Origin of the sequence: Actinomadura fibrosa (assembly GCF_900659615.1) — a bacterium.
GTDB classification, from domain to species: domain Bacteria; phylum Actinomycetota; class Actinomycetes; order Streptosporangiales; family Streptosporangiaceae; genus Spirillospora; species Spirillospora fibrosa.
This window is the reverse complement of record NZ_CAACUY010000003.1, coordinates 87,336-100,856: the sequence shown is the minus strand read 5'-3', so window position 1 is coordinate 100,856 and position 13,521 is coordinate 87,336. Positions and strand designations below refer to the sequence as shown.

Sequence of the window (13,521 nt, the reverse complement as noted above, 5' to 3'; positions counted from 1 at the left end):
GCGCTCGCTTTGATCCTCAAGGGGTAATCATGTGCATGATAATCAGGTTCCCTTCGCCCATGGGAGACTAGATGATCAGGTGGAGAAGGCGTCGCGCGGCCCTCATGGCGCTCGTGACGGCCCTGACCGTGAGCGCCGGCGGCTTCGAGGCGGCGGCCGCTCCGGCGGCCCCCGCGACACCGTCCGACGCGAAGGCCCAGCCCGTCCCAGGCAGAGCGGACTGCCGGCCCCAGCGATTCGAGCGACTCCGCGTGCCCGGCGCCCGGATCACCGGGATCCGCACCGCCCTGACTCGCGGCGGCAAGGCCCAGATCACTCCGCCGTCCGGCACGGCGGTACCCGACCGCGAGTTCTGCGAGGTCGAGATCTCCCTCACCCACGGGCAGGAGGGAACCCAGGGCCTGCCGGCCGACAACGTGCACGTCTGGGTCTGGCTTCCGCAGCGATGGAACGGCCGCATCAAGGCCGTCGGCGGCGGCGGCACCCGGGCGACCTACGGTGCACCGTCGATGACGTCCGCCATCAAGGCCGGCTACGCCGTCACGACCAGCGACGCGGGACTGTCCGTAGAGAACCCGCGGACCAACATCTTCCTGAGCGGCAACAAGTTCAACTGGCAGTTGTTCGAGAACTGGTCGTATCGCAGCGTCCACGAGAACGCCCTCCTCGCGAAGGCGGCCGTGCAGCGGCACTACCGGAGACCGGCCCGTTACTCCTACTGGCAGGGCTGCTCGAACGGCGGCCGCCAAGGCCTCGAAATGCCCCAGCGGTTCCCCGGGGACTTCGACGGCGTCCTCGCCGAGGCCCCTGCCATCTACGGCGCGGAGCGGCTGAACATGACCATGTCGTGGCCCGCGTTCCTCCAGAACGACGCGTTCGGCGGCTTCATCCCGGAATGCAAGATGACCGCCATGACCGAGGCCGTCGTCAAGGCCTGCGACGGCGCGGACGGTGTGACCGACGACCTGGTCGGCAACCCGGAAGGCTGCGACTACCGCAAGGCACTGGCCGCGCAGATCGGCCGGACGCTGCCCTGCGGCACGATCACGGCACGCGAGGCCGAGGTCGCGGCCAAGATCATCGAAGGGCCGCGGACCACGTCCGGCCAGTTCGTGTGGTACGGCTACGCGCCGGGCGTCGACCTGAACAACAGCCGCTCCTTCGACGGCTGGCCGATCAGGAACTTCCTCAAGCACGACCCCGGCTACGACTGGCGCACGTCGAACACGGACGAGCTCATCAACGTGTTCGGCCCGATGTACCGCAGCCGGCTGGACATCCTGTCCAGCTCCGACCCGGTACTGGAGCCGTTCGCCGACCGTGGCGGCAAATTGCTGATGTGGCACGGGCTGGCGGACGGGGTCTTCCCCGCCGCTCAGTCCGAGCGCTACTACAAGGAGGTCGAGCAGGTCTCCGGCAAGCGGACCGGCGACTTCTTCCGGCTGTTCCTCGCGCCCGGTGTCGACCACTGCGGCGGCGGCACCGGCCCGAAGCCGACGGACCCGTTCAGTGCCCTGGTCGATTGGGTCGAACACGGCCGGGCACCCCAGACACTGCCGGCCGCAGCAACCGACGCCAAGGGGACAGTCGTCCGCGAACGGGCACTCTGCCCCTACCCGCAAGTGCAGGTCTACAAGGGCGGTGACCCGGACCGCCCGGAGAGCTTCCGCTGCGCTGCATCCTTCCCCAAAACCAGGTGACACCCGGGCGAGTATTGGACGGCGAAGGGGGCGCTGAGGGCGGCGATCTCATTTGTCAGAGTGCGGTGGATGTGCTGGAACAGCAGGTCGAGGTCGGTGCAGTAGACCGAGCGGTGGTCGAAACCGGATTCGCCGCGATAGCGGTGCGCGTATTGGCCGCCGCCGCAGACCTCGGCCCAGCGGCATGGGCGGCAGCAGGACGGGATTCCGCGCACTCCCCGTTGGCGTCCGGCAATGCCGGGGTGCCGCAGAGCGGAGTCGAAGTCGTCGTGGAAGACGTTCAGCCCTAGATCGGCGGCGCCCTCGTAGGTGGCGGCGAGGATGTCGGACTGCTCGATCGCGCCGTCGGTCTCCACGACGAGCATTCCGATGGGCGTCGTGCCGACGCTTTCCACGGCGGACTCTCCGCCGAGCAGCACATTGATCATCTCTTCGAAGAGCCGTATACGGGTCCGCCGGACGGGCGCGCCGAACCAGTGGTCGAAGATGGGGGTCAGCCATTCGGCGTAGGCGCCGGGCGGTCCGGCGGGGGGTGCCGACCAGTTCGCGTGGGGCAGCAGCAGGTCGATGGCGGGCGGGTCGAAGGCCAGGAGGGCCGCATAGGCTGACAGGGGGGCCTGCTCCAGGTCGATGACGCAGAGCAGGCCCTGGAAGAGGTGCCGGAACTCCGGGCGGGTCAGCTCGGCGAGGCCTCGGGAGACCCGGGCGTGGCTGCCTCCGCGGTGGTCCGCCCGATTCCGGTCATGGGCCGCGGCCTCGCCGTCGAGACTCACTCCCACCGCGACGTCCAATTCGTCGAACAGCCGGAGATAGCGGCGATTCAGCAGCGTCCCGTTGGTCTGTAGGGAAAAGCGCACGTCGGCGGTCTCTCCGACCTCGCGCCGGACCGCCGTGACGGCGTGGCGAAGCGCGCCGGCGCCCGCCAGGAGCGGTTCTCCGCCATGGAGCACCACGTCGACGCGGTCCAGATCGTGGGCGCGCGCGTGCTCGGCGATCCGCGCCGCCGTGACGTCGATCGTGCGGGCGGGCATCGCCGCCGGCCGGTGCCTCCAGCGCTGGTCGGACTTCGTGTACAGGTAGCAGTAGCGGCAGGAGAGATTACACCGGCCGTGCATCTTCAGGATGAACTGCCGAAACGGATTCGCGGCCGGTTTCGGCCGGTAACGGACGTAACGGCTGTCGATCATGAATGGAGTGTAGAAGATATCCGATGGACGGTATGCGTCGCATGACACGGTGGCTTCACCATTTCTGACCGAAGATGCCGTCAAAAGGACGCTATGCCTACGATGGTGTCGGGCCGGGCACGGGCGGTGAGGACATGGCGAGAGCGGACCGGCGAGGGCGCGTGGATCTCTCCGGTACCGATCTCGCCGCCCTGCGTCCCCCCGAGGGCTCGGTGCTGGAACGGGCGCTCGCCCGCCTGCGCAGGGAGCGGGCGCGGGGCGGTCCGGGCTACGCGGGTTTCGAGAACACGCCGTCGACGCTGACGGAGGGCACGGACGTGGGAGAGCGGAGATGACCGCGAGGGGTTCGTCGAAGAACGGCCCTCATGTCGAGTGCGTCGCCTTCGTGGCGGCCACCGCGCGCCTCGGCCGCACGGCGACCGTGGTGAACACCGCGCTGGTCCTGGCCGGCGCGGGCAAGCGCGTCCTCATCATCGACTGGAGCGCGGAGCCTCCCCCGGCGCGCGGCTACTTCACGCCGTTCCACGTCGGCGAGTCCGAGCCCCAGCAGGCGCTCAGCCGGGAGCTGGACCGGCTGACGGGCCCGCGCGCCGACGTCTGGCGGACGGAGAGCTTCCTGCCACCGGGCGCGGTCCACGCCATCGACCTGGCGGCTCCGTCGGTGCGCGAGGAGCGGGGCCCGGCGCTGCCGCTGGACGACCCGCCCGCGGACCTCACGCGGCGGCTGCGCCGGAGCCTCGACGGCCTGCCGTACGACTTCGCGCTGGTGGACGTGCCGACCGACCCGTCGGAGCGGATCATCGAGATCGTGGCCCGGGGCGCGGACCAGGCCGTCGTCCTGTTCGAGCCGGGCGCGCGGTCGGTCACCGCGGCCGCCGACCTGGCCGCCGCGATCCGCCCCTCCCGGCCGGCCGGGGCGGGCGTGCGGGTGGTGCCGCTGGAGGTGGACCTCGGCACCGGGGCCCCGGGCGACGGCCGCTCGCCGGACCGCGTCGCGGACGAGTTCGCGCGGTTCCTGCCCGGCGGCGAGGGGGCGCCGCTGAGGGTGCCGTTCGACCCCCAGATGGCGGATCGGCAGATGCTCATCACGCTCGCCGCCGAGTCCGGCTCCGGGGCGGCGCGTGGCTACGCCCGGCTGGCGGCCGAGCTGACGGACGGCGAGGTGACCGAGCTCCCGGAGCTCCCGGACCGCCTCCGCAGCACCTATCCCGCGGCGCTCGGGACGGAGCGGGCGGCGGACGCCGGCCACTACACGGTGGTGACCGCGTGGCCGGACCGGCGCTATGGCGACTGGGTCCGGGCCCAGCTCCGCGAGGCCGGCGCCGGAGCCGACCTCGTCTCCCCCGGCGACGAGGTCGTCGGCCGCGCGATCTGGATCGTGTCGGACGACCTGCTGGGCCTGCTGCCCGAGGGGATGCCGGACGACCCCGAGGCGCTCGCGCTGCTGGTGCCCGGCGCCGACGCGCGCGAGCTGCCCGAGGGCACGTCCGTCATCGACCTCGGCGAGGAGAATCCGGAGCAGCTGAAGGTGCGGCTGTACGGCCGGCTCGGGCTGGTGAGGCCCGCCGTGCGCTACAAGGACTACGCCGTCGAGCCGCGGTTCCCGGCCGCGGGCCGCCATCCCGGCTTCAGCGTCAACTTCGGGGTGCCGTCCCCCGCTCCCTTCCACGGCCGTGTGGAGGAGCTGGCCCGGATGCGGGACCGGCTGCTGGCCGGCACCGACGGATGCGCGCCGTTCGTCGTGACCGGCCCCGCGGGCATCGGCAAGTCCTCGCTGGTGCTGGAGTACCTGCGGTTCTTCCGCGACGACTACGCGCTGATCCACTGGATCTCGGCCCGCACGCCGGAGCTCGTCCGGGCCGGGCTGGTCGAGCTCGCCGAGCGGCTGGGGGTCACGGACCGCACCGACGAGGTCGCCGCCGTGATCAGGAAGCTGCTGACCTATCCTCGGCCGTGGCTGCTGGTGTACGACGACGCCGGCGACCTCGACGATCTCAGGGACGCGATCCCGCTCGGAGGGCCCGGCCACGCCCTCATCACCATGCGCACCGCACCGGAGACCGTCCCGTGGGACGGCGCGCACGCCGGGCGGGATCTGACCCGCGTCGAGCCGCGGCAGGGGGCGGCGCTGCTGCTGCAGCGCGTCGGCGCGCTGACGCCCGAGCGGGCGGGCGCCCTCTCCGAGCTGCTGCACGGTGTCCCGCTGGCGCTGCATCTGGCGGCGTGCTGGCTCCGGGAGAGCGCCGAGTGGCTGCGGGCCACCGGCAACGAGGCGGTCGACACGCAGGAGAAGGCCACGGAGGTCGCGGCCGCGGTGTACAGCGCGCGGGTCGAGGAGTATCTGGACGGCCGGGAGGACGCCGGCGCGATCGCGGCCGCCCTGGCGGTGACCCTGCGGACGCTGCGGGAGACCGAGCCCGACCGGCCCCTCCACCGGCTGGTGATCCGGCTGGCCGAGATGTGCGCGTGGCTGGCGCCCGAGGGCGTCGCGCACCGGCTGCTGTCCACGATGCCGTTCCTCGACGTCCTGGAGGGCACGATCGGCCCGGAGGACCCGGAGCTGGTCGACCGCGACAGCATGGTCCTCGACCAGGTGCTGGAGGTCGCCACCCGGTTCGGGCTCGGGCGGGCGGTCTGGAAGCGGGGAGCGCGCTTCCGGATGCACCGGTCGGTCCAGGAGCTGATCCCCGGGCGGCTGGCGGCGGACGGCATCGCCGAGGACCGGCACGGCGAGGTGCTGGAGGCCCTCGGCAGGACGGTGCCCGCGGTGGTCGACGGCCCGATCCAGCGCCATGAGGAGCTCTTCACCGAGCTGCACCGGCACCTCGGTCCCTCCCGGGCGGCGGACAGCACGAACCGCTGGGTCCGCCGGTGGATCGCCGAGCAGCTCCGGTTCGAGTACGCCACCGGGCGCGAGGCCGAAGGCCGCGAGCTGCTCGACGTCGTCGCCGGGCTGCCGGAGCGGTGGCCGGACGACAGGTACACGGCGCGCCTGCTGGGGCAGACGGCCAACATCAGGAGGCAGCTGGGCCGGTTCCAGGCGGCGAGCGACGACAACGACCGCGCCCAGGAGATCCTCGAACGGGAGGGGCCGCGGGGCAGGCAGTGGCACCTGGCCGGACGGCGCGGCAGGTCCGCCGACCTGCGGGGCCTCGGCCGCTTCCCCGAGTCGCTGAACGAGATCCAGGGCGTCTTCGAGGACTGCCTCGCCCTGTACGGCGACGACCACCGCGAGACGGTCGTGAGCAGGATCAACCTCGCCGAGTCGGAGTTCCTGATGGGCTACCACTCGCGCGCGCTGCGGACCGCCGACAAGGCCTGGCGGCAGCGGGTGGCGGAGTTCGGCGGCGACGACTGGCGGGCACTGAAGATCGCCCGCCGTGTCGGCGACTACAGGGGGGCGAGCGGGGACTGGCGGGGGGCGCGGGTCCTGCTGAAGCAGAGCCTGGACGACGCCGCGGGGATGCCGGCCCCGAACCGGCTGGCCGTGCTGGAGCTGATGCGCAGCCTCGCCATCGCCGAACGCCACGTCGTCGGTCCGCTGCCCGGCGACCCGCACGAGCGGATCATCGCGACGCTCGGCGGCCTGGGCGACCTGCTGGGAGCCGAGCATCCCAGCACCCGCGCCGCAGAGCTGACCCTGGCGGTGGAGTACGCGGTGGCGGGCAACCTCGCGGCGGCGCGCGGGCGCGCGAAGGAGTGCGGCGACGCGTTCGCCGCCGCCGGGTACTGCGACGCGCACCCCGTCGTCCAGCTCTGCCGGGTCGATCTGGGCGCGTTCCTGCTCGAAGGAGCCGCGCCGGACCCGGACCAGGCCCTGGGAATCCTTGAGGACGCCAGGGCCACGCTGTCGGGCTCGCTGGGCGACACCCATCCCTGGACGGTCACGGCACGGCTGCACGAGGCGCGCGCGCTGGCGGACCTCGGCCGGTTCGACCGGGCGCGGGAGTACGCGGACCTGGTGACCGCGGCGGCCGAGTCCCTGGACGACGGCGAGCCGTACCACAGGGCGGCCGGCGCCGTGCTGGAGGCGGCGGAGAGCAAGCGCGCCGCCGAGCCCGGGGATCCCCGCATGGCGATCTACCTGGACGCGCCGCTGATCTGATCGAGAAAGGAGACCGGGCATGAACCCATCACCGGCACCGGGCCCGCCCGTGCACCTCTGGGCGGAGCCGTCGCTCGCCGGGCACGAGGCGATCGAGGTGTGGCGGCAGCGGATGGCCAGGCCGGGGGCACCGCATCATCTCGCCAAGTGCAACCGGGGCGTCTACGAGTTCGAGGTGGACGTCCTGGACGACGAGGCGGCGCTGGACCAGGCCGCCGGCGCCTCGCCCGAGCGGCGGGCCCTGTACCGGGCCACCGAGCAGCAGCTGGCGTTCATGATGACCGCCCTGGACCGCGAGCTGAGCCGCGCGGAGACCGGCCGGCTCATCCGCATGGTGCTGCACGCCGAGCGGGGCGCGCTGTTCGCCATGGCGGTCACGCCGATGAACTACGTGCTCGCGATCGTGTTCGGCGCCGCCGGCCCGCTCCCGGGCGAACCGCCGCGCTCGCTGCCCAGGGTCCCGCTCGTACGGAACGCCGACACGTTCACCAGCGGGCTGGCGGAGGAGCTGCGCGACAGGATCGGCCTGCCGCCGACGAACCTCGGCGGATGGCTCAGCGCGGCGCTGCGGCTCAGGGCGTCCAGGACCGGCGAACCGGTGCCGGCGGAGGGACGCGGCCCGGCGACGCGCCGGTGGGGCGCGAGGCCGGCGGTCGTCGATCGGCTGTGCGCCCTGCTGGACCCCACGGAGCTGATCTATCTCGCCGTGTGCCGGGAGGGCCGGGTGACCGGGGAGGCCGACCTGTTCGACCACCCCGTCGTCTACCGCGGGCGGCCGCCGGGCGAGCTGCCCCAGCAGGCGCGCCACTACTACCGGAGGCTCGCCGAGGAGTGCGCCCTCTACGCGCGGCAGCTCGGCCAGATCGCGGGCCAGGCGATGCCCGGACGGCTCCTGCGGATCGTCCTGGACGTCGAGCAGGGGGCGGTCTACCACTACCGGCTCAGCCCGTCCGAGTACCTCGTGGGCGTCACGATCAACCAGAAGAAGGTCAGCGAGTCCGACGACGAGCTCGGTGACTTCGTGGCCGAACTCTCCGGCGAGACGCCCCTCACCGAGAGATGATTGTCCCCGGCGCGCCCGCGGTCTAGCCTTCCGGCAGGGACAACGGCGTCCGCGCGTTCCCCCTTGCCCTCCACGGCGGGAGTCGTTGCCATGGCGAAGCGGCTCGCCCTCATGGTCGCCATGGTGATCGCCGGAGTGGTGTGCGGCGCGGTCTCCGGCGATGTCACCGCCATTCTGGACGGTCCGCTTTATGTGACTTTTGTGACCGCTCTCCTCGCCATCGGGCTCTACGGCAGCACCTACGGCATCGACCTGGAGCACCTGCGCAGGGACGGGCGGACCGTCGTCCTGGCCACCACCGTGGGAGTCGGGGCCAAGGCCGTCCTGATCGCCGCCGTGATGCTGGCGGTATTCCGGGACCCCGCCTACCTGGTGCTCGGCATCGCGGTCGCGCAGATCGATCCGCTGTCGGTCGCCGCGCTCAGCGGTTCCTCCCGGCTGTCGCGCCGCGGGAGGGGACTGCTGCTGGCGTGGGCCTCCTTCGACGATCCCGTCACGGCACTGCTGACCGTCTACGCCGCCGCGCTGGCGGCGTCCCTCCTGGGCCGGGGCACGACCGCCGGTCTCGGCTCGGGCGGCCCCGCGGGGCTCGCCGTCGACCTCGCCGGGAACGCGGTACTGGCCGCCGTGGCGATCAGGCTCTACCGGCTCATCGGCCGGCGCGCCCCCCGGTACGACTTCCCCGCGGCGTGCGCCGTCCTGGTCGCCGTGTTCGCGGTCGGGATCTGGCAGGGCTGGGTCCTGGCGGTCGCCCTGGCCGGGCTGTGGATCCGCCCGGAGCCGCCCGGACGGCCGGACGCCGTGCAGCGACTCCTCGACCGGGCCGTCGGCGCGGCGTTCCTGCTGGCGTCGCTGCTGCTCGGGGCCGTCCTGTCGCTGGGCGTCTCGCCCCTGCCGGGCCTGGTCCTCGGGATGGCGGCGTTCGCGGCGCACGCGCTGGTGAGCCTTCCGCTGACCCGGGGGCAGGACGCCGGCGACCGGATGCCGCTGGCGCTCGCGCAGCAGAACGGCATCACCGCGATCATTCTGGCGCTGGTGCTGGAGCCGGTCTTCGGCGGCACGGTCGCGGTCGTGGCCCCCGCCATCCTGACGATCAACGTCCTGCACCTGGTGGGCAACGCGTGGGCGTCCCGCGCGCCCGTGCCGGCAGGCCCCCGCGTTCGAGACGGCGCGCCGCCGGACGCCTCGTCAGCCGCGCCGCCCGCCCTGGGCGAGGAGCCCGCGCACCCGGTGGCCCAGATCCCGCAGGAGCGCGTACATGTCCGTCCGCGAGAGCAGCACCCGCTCTCCGGCCCGGCCGGGCGCCTGGCTCCGGGACGGGATCTCGGCGACCACGTCGGTGAGTGATCCGAGCAGCGAGACGGGCAGGAAGTCGACGATCGTCTCGTAGTTGCGGCTGAGGGCGTTCAGCGTGTCGATCTGGTCGTCCGTCGGGACCCCGTCGAGCTCCCCGCACCAGTTGCCGACCGATGCCCGGAAGGCCTCGATGACCTGCTCGGCGAGCGTGGCGACGCCGACCGCGCTGACGACCTCCCGGTTCTGCAGGCGCATCAGCAGGCCGGGCGGCCCGCTCGTCGGCCGCCGGCCGAACAACTCACCGAGCGCCGTGTCCAGCCCGGTCAGCTCCCTCAGCACCCCCAGCGTCGTCGCAAACTCCTGCTCCACGTCGTCCGGCAGGGGCGACGGCCGCTCGGCGCGGTCGCGCTCGTCGCGGAGCAGCCCGCGCGCCAGCTCGGTGTACTGCTGCTCCAGCGTGCTGTGCATCTTCTCGACCTGGTACATCAGCGTCTCAAGGAAGTTCTGCGTACTGCCCTGCGCCGCGCTGAGCCTGTTGACGCTTCCGCGGACCAGGTTCAGCTGCTCCTGCACCTGGTCCTGCGCCGCGCTCGACATCTCGATCTGCTCGCTCATGTGGCGCATCAGCCAGGAGAACTGCTCGGCGAAGGTCGCCGGGACGTACGTCAGCGGATCCTCGTCGAAGTGCGGCTTGAGCTGCGCCTCGACCTCGGCCGAGAGGAACCCGTTCACGATCAGCGCGAGCCGGCCGCGCGGCGCCGCCCGCCGGACGCTCTCGGCGTCCCGGATCAGCCGTTTGGCGTCCTCCTTCCTGATCAGCGACTCCGTCACGAACAGCGCGCACCCGGTGCTCCCGACCGGGACCCAGTACGGCGCCCGCGGCCCATCCTCATCCTGGACGGGATGGTTCCGCTCGAAGTTGCGCCCCTGCTTGCTCAGCTGCTCCCGGATCCTCCTGTCCACCTGGTGCCGGTCCTGCTGCGCCCGGCCGATCGCCGCCTGGTCGACCATCGTCTGGGTCACCTGGCCGCTCTCCCGCGACTGCGCGTAGCAGGACCAGCAGATCTGCACCACCCGCCGCGCGCTGTCCCCGGCGAGGTAGGCGATGTACTCGGCGATCCGCTCGTTGAAGGGCCCGAGCCCCAGCCCGGGACCCTTCCTGGCGACGCAGCGCTCGATGTACGTGCGGACCTCGTCCTGCGTGAGCCCCTTCGGCTCGATCCGCGCGACCACGCCCTCCTCCTGCGGCTCCAGGGCCGTGTCGAGCTCCCGCAGCCCGGACAGGACGAGGAAGATCCCCTGGTCCGTCATCAACTCGATCAGCCGCCGCAGCGCCTCCCTCGTCTCGCGGGTCGGCGGGCTGGCGCTCGGAAGCACCTTCTCCAGTTGGTCGAAGGCGAGGACGAAATGGCGGGTGCGGCCCCGGTAGAGCAGCGCCAGCACGCCCATCGCCTCGATCGCCTTCGACTCCCCGTCGATATGGCTCGTGATGTTGCGCTCCCTGAGCAGGGGGCTGGGCGGATTGCCCTCCAGCCACGCCCACACGTCGCGGGCGAGGTCCCGCCGCATCAGCAGCGTGAGGGCGGTGCCGAACTCCTCGTCCCGCGTCACCTCCCGCAGCCTCGCCTTCATCTCCTCCAGGAAGGCGCTCTCCGCCAGGTTGAACTGGTTGACGAAACGCTGCGGATCGATGGTGGTGTCCCGGACCCGGCTGGTCACATCGTCGGGAAACCCGGTGTTCTTCAGCGAGTCCGCCACAATATCGGCATAGTATCTGCGCAGCCGGCTGACCACCTCGTCCTGGTTGAAAGCGGCGAGGAAATTGCCTTTGTAGAGGTCGAGAAAATTGCTTCCCTGCGAGTCGATGTACATGTGCTCGCCGTCCACCCCAGAGCGGTCCCTGGTCCGGCGGAGCAGGTCGAAGAGCAGATGGCTCTTGCCCGACCCCGCCTCGCCGATCACCATGACGGCCCTGCCCTGCTCCTCATCGCTCCGCTGAAAATAGGAGGTGAGCAGCCGGGTCGCCTTCACCACCTCCGCGGTCTCAACGGTGACGACCTCCTCGGTCAGGTTCTGCACACCGGCCGTCGCGCCCGGAGGGAAGGGATTGTCATCGATCGGCGGCACACGGGGCTCGTCGGATGCACTCATGTCATTCGTCCCTCTTATCCTTCGGACAGCGTCCTGATTACCTGCTGTACATCCTCACGGCCGATGGTCGCACCCGGGGACGGCGGATTCTTCCTATAGAATTCGTAGATCTTGTGCATCAGCGCCTGCACCTCGCCGACCGAGACGTCCGGCGGATCCCCCCAGAAGGAGCGCATCCCCTCGAACAGCGGGGGGAAGGCGGTCCCCCGTCCCGCGACGTTCAGATAGGCGTCCAGATAGCTCGCGACCTCGGACGTGTCGCGCAGCTTCGTGAGTTCGAGCAGGCAGTGCCGGGCCAGCGAACTCGGCGGGAGATCGAGGTCGGACGCCCTGGGGACGCCGGCCTCGGTGAAGACCAGGAGCTTCTCGAAAGTGCCGCGGCTGTAGTTCATGGCCTCGACCGGGCCGTGCGCGCGGGGGGTCACCACGATGAGCACCGCGCTGTCGCTCAGGGCGTCCTTGATGGAGTCCATCGTGGACTCGAAGGTCTGGACGACCTTGTTCTCCGGGGACTGCCATCCGGCCTGGCCCGGCTGCGTCCCCGGCTGGGGATTGTTGAGCCATTGCTTGAAGTCGGTCCGATCGAAGATCCCTGCCAGGTTCGCCGCCTTTTCCAGCACCTTGTTGCGGGCCAGCAGCATGCGCTCCTCGGCGGTGATCCCGGGGCTCAGCCCGAAAGGAGAAAGGTCGATGTGCCGGAAGGGGATGTTCTTCTGCCTCAGCATGTACATGGCGAGCCGCAGGCACCGATTGAGCAGGCTCGTCTTGCCCGCCTGCTCGGGACCGCACACCGTGACGAAGAGCCCCGAGTCGACGAGGCCGGAGCCGTCGCCGAGGTACTCCCGGAAGGTGGCGTAGGCGTCCTCGCTGCCCACGACGTTGATATGGCGGACGCAGTCGTCGGGACAGAAGTCGTCCTCGTGCCGGCAGCGCAGCATGGGCGCCGGGCTGCGCGGGTCCTCCACGCGCTCGAACGGGTTGACGCGTGTCATGCGCCCAGCCCCTTGCGCATCCGGTGCCCCGCCCGCCACGGATGCACCAGCGCATGAGTGACCGCTTGGGCGTGCGAGCGCGCCGTCTCCAGCTCGGCGAAGCGCCCGGCCGCCTTCGTCTTCGGATCGGCCGTCCAGTTGGCGGTCTTGATGGCCTCGTCCAGATCGCCCAAGACCTTGCGGAGATCTCCGGGGTACCGCCACCGGCGGTGCGCCTCGTCACAACGCCGCAACTGTGCCGTCAGGGAGTTGAACGGCGCCTCCATGGCGGCCTGGAGAGCCAGCGCGTCGCCCTTGCCGTCGCGCAGCGCCTCAAGGCAGGCGCGACAGGCCTGGTAGTGGCCGTCGGCGGCCTTCCGCAACTCGTCGGCGGCACGCCTCCGCTCGGTCTTGCCGGTGCTCACCAGCGTCGCGCCGAGCCCGAAGATCGCGCCCAGGAACGCCAGCACCGCCCCGGTCACGACGCCGGAGACCCGCGTCCACCAGGACGCGTCCGACGGGTCGTCGGGCAGGGCCTGCTCCGCCGCGAAGGCCGCACACGCCTGCTGGAACCGCCTCCAGTCGCCGCTGCGGGCCCACTTCTCGACGGTCAGTTCCGTCCGGGACTTGTCCCCGAGGATGCGGACCCGATCACCGTGGGTGCCTTTTTCGGCGAGGTGAAGCTTCTCCGCGGCGTCCACAAGCGGCCCGGCGTTCTCCTCTTTGAGGCAGTACAATGTCCGGCCGTCGACGAAGGGGTCGGGCGTCGGAGTGGGAGCCGTAGGGGCAGGTGAGGGCATGATCCCCAGAAACCCGTGTCCCAGCAGCACGGCGAACGTCAGCCGACTAACCCGCCACAGCATTGCAGGCCCTCCTGCTATCCCCGTAACGGCCACGATAACCTCTGCGAGCTGACAGGTTAAAGGTCCTTAGTGCACAAGGGTCGGCTACTTAAGGAATTCGCATCGGGTCGACTTCCGGCCCGAAGGCACCCCGCTGACTCTTGAACCGCTCCAACCTTCGCCACCGCGGGATGATTCACCACGAT

8 protein-coding genes are annotated in these 13,521 nt (G+C 71.3%); 4 read left to right on the top strand and 4 right to left on the bottom strand.

Annotated features, from left to right (window positions below; all coding sequences use genetic code 11):
- Nucleotides 1-71: 71 nt before the first annotated feature.
- Complete coding sequence (locus E1300_RS02255; RefSeq protein ID WP_131755159.1) at nt 72-1,700, top strand: tannase/feruloyl esterase family alpha/beta hydrolase; 1,629 nt, start codon at nt 72-74, stop codon at nt 1,698-1,700.
- Here the strand turns inward: E1300_RS02255 and E1300_RS02250 are convergent.
- Nucleotides 1,631-2,887 carry an FxsB family cyclophane-forming radical SAM/SPASM peptide maturase gene (locus E1300_RS02250; protein WP_131755158.1) on the bottom strand — a complete coding sequence of 419 codons (1,257 nt, stop codon included), beginning with the start codon at nt 2,885-2,887 and terminating at the stop codon, nt 1,631-1,633. The genes E1300_RS02255 and E1300_RS02250 overlap by 70 nt on opposite strands.
- A 161-nt stretch (nt 2,888-3,048) precedes the next feature.
- On the opposite strand from E1300_RS02250, the gene fxsA reads away from it, so the two are divergent.
- Genes fxsA through E1300_RS02235 form a run of 3 tightly spaced genes read left to right on the top strand, consistent with a single transcriptional unit; the run spans nt 3,049 to nt 8,055 of the window.
- Nucleotides 3,049-3,222: an FxSxx-COOH cyclophane-containing RiPP peptide gene (fxsA, locus tag E1300_RS02245; RefSeq protein WP_165502639.1), complete on the top strand. Its 174-nt coding sequence runs from the start codon at nt 3,049-3,051 to the stop codon at nt 3,220-3,222.
- A complete protein-coding gene (gene fxsT, locus E1300_RS02240) occupies nt 3,219-6,992 on the top strand; it encodes an FxSxx-COOH system tetratricopeptide repeat protein (protein WP_131755156.1) in 3,774 nt (1,257 codons plus the stop codon). The genes fxsA and fxsT overlap by 4 nt, the downstream gene beginning before the upstream one ends.
- A gap of 19 nt (nt 6,993-7,011) precedes the next feature.
- Nucleotides 7,012-8,055 (top strand): hypothetical protein, encoded by a 1,044-nt coding sequence (locus E1300_RS02235; RefSeq protein WP_131755155.1) that lies wholly within the window; start codon nt 7,012-7,014, stop codon nt 8,053-8,055.
- A gap of 1,188 nt (nt 8,056-9,243) precedes the next feature.
- On the opposite strand, the gene E1300_RS53805 is transcribed toward E1300_RS02235, so the two are convergent.
- The 3 genes from E1300_RS53805 to E1300_RS02220 are packed head-to-tail and all read right to left on the bottom strand — an operon-like array spanning nt 9,244 to nt 13,336.
- Nucleotides 9,244-11,502 (bottom strand): AAA family ATPase, encoded by a 2,259-nt coding sequence (locus E1300_RS53805; RefSeq protein WP_370784329.1) that lies wholly within the window; start codon nt 11,500-11,502, stop codon nt 9,244-9,246.
- A 14-nt stretch (nt 11,503-11,516) separates the two neighbouring features.
- Entirely contained in the window at nt 11,517-12,494 is a 978-nt protein-coding gene (locus E1300_RS02225; RefSeq protein WP_131755153.1) for a hypothetical protein, read from the bottom strand.
- On the bottom strand, nt 12,491-13,336 hold the full coding sequence (locus E1300_RS02220) for a hypothetical protein (RefSeq protein ID WP_131755152.1): 846 nt from the start codon (nt 13,334-13,336) through the stop codon (nt 12,491-12,493). Before E1300_RS02220 ends, E1300_RS02225 begins: the two co-directional genes overlap by 4 nt.
- Nucleotides 13,337-13,521: the final 185 nt, after the last annotated feature.

Bases quoted from the DNA above. Each gene is read 5' to 3' on its own strand.
- E1300_RS02255 (WP_131755159.1), top strand. From the start codon at position 72: ATGATCAGGTGGAGAAGGCGTCGCGCGGCCCTCATGGCGCTCGTGACG.
- E1300_RS02250 (WP_131755158.1), bottom strand. From the start codon at position 2,887: ATGATCGACAGCCGTTACGTCCGTTACCGGCCGAAACCGGCCGCGAAT.
- fxsT (WP_131755156.1), top strand. From the start codon at position 3,219: ATGACCGCGAGGGGTTCGTCGAAGAACGGCCCTCATGTCGAGTGCGTC.
- E1300_RS02235 (WP_131755155.1), top strand. From the start codon at position 7,012: ATGAACCCATCACCGGCACCGGGCCCGCCCGTGCACCTCTGGGCGGAG.
- E1300_RS53805 (WP_370784329.1), bottom strand. From the start codon at position 11,502: ATGAGTGCATCCGACGAGCCCCGTGTGCCGCCGATCGATGACAATCCC.
- E1300_RS02225 (WP_131755153.1), bottom strand. From the start codon at position 12,494: ATGACACGCGTCAACCCGTTCGAGCGCGTGGAGGACCCGCGCAGCCCG.
- E1300_RS02220 (WP_131755152.1), bottom strand. From the start codon at position 13,336: ATGCTGTGGCGGGTTAGTCGGCTGACGTTCGCCGTGCTGCTGGGACAC.